This is a genomic window from Myxococcus sp. AM011, assembly GCF_013372595.1.
Lineage (GTDB): Bacteria > Myxococcota > Myxococcia > Myxococcales > Myxococcaceae > Myxococcus > Myxococcus eversor.
Genome location: NZ_JABXEM010000127.1, coordinates 25,221 through 31,350 on the forward strand (window position 1 = coordinate 25,221; position 6,130 = coordinate 31,350).

The 6,130-nt window shown below is 70.8% G+C and carries 7 protein-coding genes; 5 read left to right on the forward strand and 2 right to left on the reverse strand.

Annotation, left to right across the window (positions count from 1 at the left end):
* Positions 1-94 precede the first annotated feature (94 nt).
* Positions 95-1,105, reverse strand: coding sequence for a DUF481 domain-containing protein (locus tag HUW62_RS25235; RefSeq protein WP_163870037.1), 1,011 nt, complete (start codon positions 1,103-1,105; stop codon positions 95-97).
* A 184-nt stretch (positions 1,106-1,289) separates the two neighbouring features.
* Between HUW62_RS25235 and HUW62_RS25240 the strand changes: the two genes are divergently transcribed.
* From HUW62_RS25240 to HUW62_RS25260, 5 genes are all read left to right on the forward strand, one after another.
* Positions 1,290-1,955 (forward strand): hypothetical protein, encoded by a 666-nt coding sequence (locus HUW62_RS25240; RefSeq protein ID WP_163870036.1) that lies wholly within the window; start codon positions 1,290-1,292, stop codon positions 1,953-1,955.
* Positions 1,956-2,018: 63 nt separating this feature from the next.
* Positions 2,019-2,975: a GNAT family N-acetyltransferase gene (locus HUW62_RS25245; RefSeq protein WP_176435846.1), complete on the forward strand. Its 957-nt coding sequence runs from the start codon at positions 2,019-2,021 to the stop codon at positions 2,973-2,975.
* Between the two features lie 20 nt (positions 2,976-2,995).
* Positions 2,996-4,144, forward strand: a complete 1,149-nt coding sequence (locus HUW62_RS25250; protein ID WP_176435844.1) for a hypothetical protein — start codon at positions 2,996-2,998, stop codon at positions 4,142-4,144.
* A 20-nt stretch (positions 4,145-4,164) separates the two neighbouring features.
* Positions 4,165-4,515 carry a YkgJ family cysteine cluster protein gene (locus tag HUW62_RS25255; RefSeq protein WP_240357073.1) on the forward strand — a complete coding sequence of 117 codons (351 nt, stop codon included), beginning with the start codon at positions 4,165-4,167 and terminating at the stop codon, positions 4,513-4,515.
* 53 nt (positions 4,516-4,568) lie between these two features.
* Complete coding sequence (locus HUW62_RS25260) at positions 4,569-5,537, forward strand: hydrolase (RefSeq protein ID WP_176435845.1); 969 nt, start codon at positions 4,569-4,571, stop codon at positions 5,535-5,537.
* Here HUW62_RS25260 and HUW62_RS25265 read toward each other — a convergent pair.
* Positions 5,534-6,130, reverse strand: a 597-nt coding sequence (locus tag HUW62_RS25265; protein WP_368670481.1) for a hypothetical protein, incomplete at its 5' end; no start/stop codon positions are given. The genes HUW62_RS25260 and HUW62_RS25265 overlap by 4 nt on opposite strands.

Below are 6,130 nucleotides of genomic sequence, written 5' to 3' on the forward strand. Positions count from 1 at the left end.
ACACCCGGGGTCTTCCTTCACGGGAGGCCCCCTGCTTCAACCGCGCGGCGCCGAGGGAGAACTTCCCCGGCGCCGCGTTGCTTTTGACGGCGGGCTAGAGCGCGACTTCGAGGTTGAAGGCCAGCGCGGTGTCCGTGGACACCTTGCCCTCGGGCGGCTTGCTGTCGTGCTTCACCAGGAAGCTGACACCCAGGGACAGCGCCTCCGTCAGGCTCACCGCGAGCTGCGTCTGGCTGTTGGCCAGCACGCGGGAGTCACCGATGACGCTCAGCAGCACCTCCGCGTCCTCCTTCAGGAGGACCTCCTTGGTGATGCCGTAGCGGAAGGCCACGCCGAAGCGCGGGCCGCCCAGGTCCACGTCCGGCAAATCCATCCGCGACGGGTAGTACTGGAAGCGCGTCTCGCGCGCGTAGCGGAAGGCGAGGTCCGTGCGCAGGTAGGACTCGCGCTCGTCCTTCGACTTCTCGTCCCACCAGAGGACGCCGAGACCGCCTTCACCGGAGGTCCGCGACTCGACGCTGCCCACGTGGTCCGTCAGCGCCCCCGCCAGGAGGTAGCCGCTGAGCATCTTCGTGAAGCGCCTGTCCCCGCGCAGCTCGATGCCCGCGTTGAGCGCCACCAGCTGCGACTCCGCCTCATCCCCCGTCACTTCCGGCGGACGGCTGCGGCCGTAGTTGCCGAAGGCCTTCACGCCATAAATCCAGTGCTCGGTGGTGCGCGACGCGCTGGCCAGGCCGCTGAACGTCAGCGTGGACGCGTTGCCCGTCAGGGAGATGAGGCCCAGGCCCACGACGATGTCCCACTCCTCCTTCTTCTTCGCGGCGGCGGCGGCGGCAGCGGCGGCAGTGGCGTCCGGCGCGGCGGCGGCCTGGGGCGTGGCACCGGCGGCGATGCTCACAGCGCGCTCGGCGGCCTCGGCGGCGCGGGCGCTGGCCTCGGCGGCGCGCTCGGCGGCGGCGGCGGCGCGCTCGGCGGCGGCGGCGATGCGCTCCTCCGGCGTGGCGGCGACGGGGATGGCCTGCGCGGCGGGCTCCTGGGCGGGAGCGGCGGGCGCGGGCGTCTGGGCCTGCAGGGACGTGGCAATCAAGAGGGCTGCGGAAAGCATCGGTTCTCCAAGGTTCTCGCGGTGCCGGCGGACAGAGTCCCGGAGCGCACCAGGCGTCCTTCGCCGCCCCCGGGGCCGGCGCGGCTCCCTTCCTGCTTCAAACACGCGGCGTGCGGCAATGGTTGATTGTCGTGGTTGTGCTTAATTCCGGGGGGGCCCGCTTCACCCAGGAGATTCGCATCCCATGAGCACCGCCCGCTTCGCGTTGCTGTGCACGCTGCTTTTGCCCGCACTCGCCGCCGCCCAGCGCGTCACCGTGCCGGTGGACGTGGGCGTGGGGCCCGCCGCGTACATGTTCTTCGGCCCCGTCTTCGACGACCAGCCCATCCACACCGGCGTGAAGCTCTCCGTGGAGGCGGTGCTGGACAAGGACTGGCTGAAGAAGAACCAGCGCGCCATTCCCAAGAGCTACCGGAAGTACGCGAAGAGCGTGGACGAGGTCCGCATCTCCCCGTCCATCTTCATCCCCGACTCGTTCATCATCTCCCCCAAGCTGAAGAACACCGGCATGTACGGCGTCACCTGGAAGCCGCTGGGCCTGGGGCTGCCGCTGACGGACGGCCCGGTGCGGCTGGCCGTGGGGGGCGGGCTGCTGTTGACGTATGCGTACCTGTACTCGGACACGCTGGCGAATACGCACTTCCTCCGGCCGGGCGCCGAGCTGGGCGTGGACCTGGAGCTGCAGTTCTCCAAGAACTTCCTCGTCAGCCTGGGCTGGGAGTCCGCGCTCTACGTGCCCCAGGAGCTGGGCAGCCTGGGCATGCCGGACCGGGTGCGCGACGGCATCTTCCACGTGGGCCAGGCGTACCTCCAGCTCCACGTCCGCTTCCCGTACACCACCTTCCTGTAAGTCGAACCCGAGCCTTCCGGGTGGATGCGCGCGACGCCTGGGTGGCGCTACGTTGGCACGGACATGCACCTGGCCCTCGCCACCGATGCGCAGAAAGCCGAGAGAGACAGCGTCACCCACGCCGCCTGGGGCTCGCCGCTCACCGTGGAGCAGTTCCACCAACGCGAGCTGCGGCTGCGCGCCCACCCGTGGTGTCGGGAGGGGATGCGCACCTGGCTGTGGCTCGACGACGAGGCCCGGGTGCTGGCCTCGTGCGAGACGTTCCACACCGACAGCTACCTGCGCGGCCCCGACGGCGAGTCCTCGCGCGGAGTCAGTCAGTCCATCGCCAGCGTCTTCACGGAGTCCGCGCTGCGCGGCCACGGCCATGCGACGCGGCTGATGGACGCCGTCGCCGCCCGGCTGGAGCAGGAGTCCGCGAGCCACCACGCCGCCCTCCTCTTCTCCGACGTGGGCGCCCCGCTCTACCGCCGCTCCGGCTATCGCGAGGCCCCGGCGTGGGACTGGCACCTGTCCGCCGTGGGCGGCCTGTCCACGCACGCGGTGGACGCGCTCCTGTGCGACGGCGACGTGCCCCAGGTCATGGCGCGCATCCAGCGTCCGGACGTGCCCTTCCTCCTCTGGCCGAGCGCCGCGCAGGTGGACTGGCACCTGGAGCGGGAGCGCATCTACTCGGAGCTCTTGCGCAGGCCGCGTCCCGAGGCGTGCGGCGCGACGGTGGGAAACTCCACCGCGCTGTGGGCGATGATGGCCCGGTACGGCGAGCTGGTGGTGCTGCTGCTCGACGCGGAGTCGGTGGAGGACGCCGCCGCCCTGGTGGAGGCCGCGCGCGGCGTGGCCCACCGGGCGGGCCTTGGGCGCGTGGTCATCTGGGAGGAGCCCGCCACGCTGCCCTGGGTGGCGCGGGTGTCCGGGGCCCTCCGCGTCCCACGAGACGGCTCGCTGCCCATGCTGCGGCCCCTGCGTCCCGGCCTGCCGCCGGCCGAGCGGGTCGCGTTCTCCCGCGCCCTCTGGGTGTGACGCACGGCTAGGATGCGCGCATGGCCAAGCGCACGCGCATCATCGAGGGCACCTGGAACTGCACGTCCTGCGACGCCAAGGACATCCTGGCCCGACACAAGCGCTGCCCGAACTGCAACAACCCCCGCGAGCTGACGGGCGACGAGTCGGACTTCGACTTTGGCGACGTGGACGCGGAGAGCGGCAAGTCCCTGCGCGAGGGCGTGACGGACGACAAGGCGCTGGAGATTGCCGGCGCGGGCGAGGACTGGTTCTGCGCCTTCTGTGGCGCCGCGAATCGAGGAGACCAGCTCCGGTGCAAGCACTGCGGCGCGGAGCGCTCGGCGGACGCGAAGGCCGCGCCGCTCCAGGCGTTCGAGACGCCCGCGCGAAGGCCTCCCGCCCCTCCGCCTCCGGAGACGAAGCCGCGCTCCCTCAAGAAGTGGCTGTTCCTGGGGGTGCTGTTCACGTGCTGCTTCGGCTCGGGCCTGTACGGCATGTGGGCCCGGGCCACGCATGACTTCACCGGCGAAGTCACGGGGACGTCGTGGAAGGTCGCCGTGACGCAGGAGCGCTTCACGCCCGTGCGGAAGACGGGCTGGGCGGACCAGTTGAGCCGGGTCAGCGCGCGCATGCCCGTCAACGGCTCGGGAGAAGTGGCGGGCGTGGACAACGTGCGCGACTGCGTGGAGCGCCAGCGGGGCACGCGCAAGGTGGCGGACGGGACGGAGCGGGTGTGCCGCTCCAAGACGCGCCGGGTGGCGTGCGGCACCGAGGAGAAGTGCCGCCGCCGGGACAAGGGCAACGGCTTCGTCGAGGAGGTCTGCGAGGATATCACCAAGTACTGCAACGAGAGTTACGAGGACTGTCAGAACGAGACGCGCTACCGCAACGAGCCCGTCTACGCGCGCCAGTGCACGTATGACACCTACGAGTGGAAGCAGGTGGACCGGCGCGAGGCGACGGGACAGGACGGCAAGCCCGCGTGGCCCTCGCTCCAGCCCGGCGCCACGGACCGGCAGCACCGCTCGGAGGAGTACGCCGTGCACATCCGCTACGAGGATGACGGCGTGAAGGAGACGGTGCTCGAGCCGAAGACGGAGCGGGACTTCCTGTCGTGGAAGAAGGGTCAGGGAGTCATCGTCACGGTGACGAACTCCGGGGATTTGAAGAAGGTCGTCCCACGTTGAGCGCCGGAGGACCTCGCCCCATGGAATGCACACTCTGCGGCGCCTGCTGCGTGGCGCCGGACATCGCCGCGCTCGACAAGCCGCTGGGGCTGCGCTGCCCGCACCTCACCCAGGACAACCTCTGCTCCGTGTACGAGAACCGGCCGAACATCTGCCGCGACTACCAGGCGGATGAGGTCTGCAAGCTCATCGAGGCCCCCACGCTGGAAGAGCGCGTGGACAAGTACCTGGCCCTCTTCGGGCTCACCGACGAGGCTCGGGCCGTGAAGAAGCAGGGCTGTGCCTCCATGAAGCGGGCCCGACTCCAGACGTCGCCCGCGCAAGCCGCGCCGTCCCCCACCGAAGCGCCCGGTGGCGAACGGCCCCGGTGAAGCGCGCGGCACGGCCCTTGTCCCCGTCCCCCTGACGAGGCTATCCCGGAGCCGTGAACTTCCAGCCGACCGAACCCTTCGTCGCCGCGCCGGGTCTGACGAACGAGCATGCGCAGACCATCTACGCGAACCTCGTGCGTTCCCGTCATGTCCCTCCGCTGAAGCGGGAGCGGCGCGAGCTTCCCGACGGGGACTTCGTCGACCTGGACACCTTCGACGGGCCCACCGGCGCGCCGCACGTGGTGGCGCTGCATGGCCTGGAGAGCTCGTCCCGGGCCGGCTACATCACCGCCATCCTCCGAGGCGCCGCGGAGCGCGGCTGGGGCGCCACCGCGCTCAACTTCCGCTCGTGCAGTGGAGAGCCCAACCGGCTGGCGCGCACGTACCACTCGGGCCACATCGACGATGCGCTCGGCCTCCTGCGCGACTTGCGCGAGCGAGCCACCGGGCCGCTGTTCGCCGTGGGCTTCTCCCTGGGCGCCAACGTGCTGTGCCGGCTCCTGGAGGACCAGGGCGAGGACGCGCCGGTGAAGGCCGCGGCGTCCGTCAGCGCGCCGTACGATTTGGACGCCTGCTGCAAGAAGCTGGATGGCCCCGGTCCCATCCACCTGGTGTACCGGGAGCGCTTCCTGCGGACGCTGAAGGGCAAGGCGCGCGCGAAGCTCAAGCGCTTCCCCAACGCCTTCGACGGCCGCGCCATGGAGGCGGCGCGCACGGTGCGCGCGTTCGACCATGCCGTCACCGCGCCGCTCCACGGCTTCGACAGCGCCGAGCACTACTACGCCGAATCCTCCGCGGGTCCGAGGCTGCACGCCATCCGCAAGCCCACGCTGCTCATCAGCGCCGAGGATGACCCGATGCTGGAGTCACCCGTCATCCCGCTCGCGGCGAAGGACAATCCGCACCTGAGCGTGGTGTTGACCCGGCACGGAGGACACGTGGGCTTCGTCGCGGGCCACGCGCACCGTCCCCGCTTCTGGGCGGAAGACCAGGTGCTGGAGTACTTCGCGACGCACCGCTAACCGAAGGACAGCAGGAACCCCAGCTTCGCCGTGGGCCGCACGGTGCGCAGCATCCACGAGCGCTCTTCTCCGGGCCCCACCGAGCCGCGCAGCGACTCGTCCAGGTCCTTCATGCTGGGGCCATACAGCTCCATGAAGCTGAGGCCACCGCGCACGAAGAAGGTGAGGCGCCCGGGCGTGCGCAACTCCAGCCCCACGAGCGCGCTGGCGTACGTGTAGCCCACGCGCTCCATCGACGGCAGCGGCGGCAGTGACAGGTCCGCGAGCCTGCGCTCCAGGCCCTGCACGTCCGCGGGCTGCGCATGACCGACATCCAGGCTGAAGGCCGGCGTCAGCTTGCCGCGCAGGGGCAGCAACGTGAGCCCCGCGCGAGCGCCAGCACGGACGCCGTTGTGCGTGGCCCCCAGGTGCAGCCGCACCACCCGCGTCGGACTGAACGAGACGGACAGCCCCGCGCCCTCCGTCACCCCCGCGTCCAGCATCAAGCCAAAAGGCGCCAGTCGTTCGGGGTCCTGTGCCGCCCTCCGGCGCACCTGCACCCCATCCGCCGCCAGCGCCCCCCGCGCCACCAGCACGAACAGCAGCGCCATCAC

Bases quoted from the DNA above. Each gene is read 5' to 3' on its own strand.
- HUW62_RS25240 (WP_163870036.1), top strand. From the start codon at position 1,290: ATGAGCACCGCCCGCTTCGCGTTGCTGTGCACGCTGCTTTTGCCCGCA.
- HUW62_RS25245 (WP_176435846.1), top strand. From the start codon at position 2,019: ATGCACCTGGCCCTCGCCACCGATGCGCAGAAAGCCGAGAGAGACAGC.
- HUW62_RS25235 (WP_163870037.1), bottom strand. From the start codon at position 1,105: ATGCTTTCCGCAGCCCTCTTGATTGCCACGTCCCTGCAGGCCCAGACG.
- HUW62_RS25255 (WP_240357073.1), top strand. From the start codon at position 4,165: ATGGAATGCACACTCTGCGGCGCCTGCTGCGTGGCGCCGGACATCGCC.
- HUW62_RS25250 (WP_176435844.1), top strand. From the start codon at position 2,996: ATGGCCAAGCGCACGCGCATCATCGAGGGCACCTGGAACTGCACGTCC.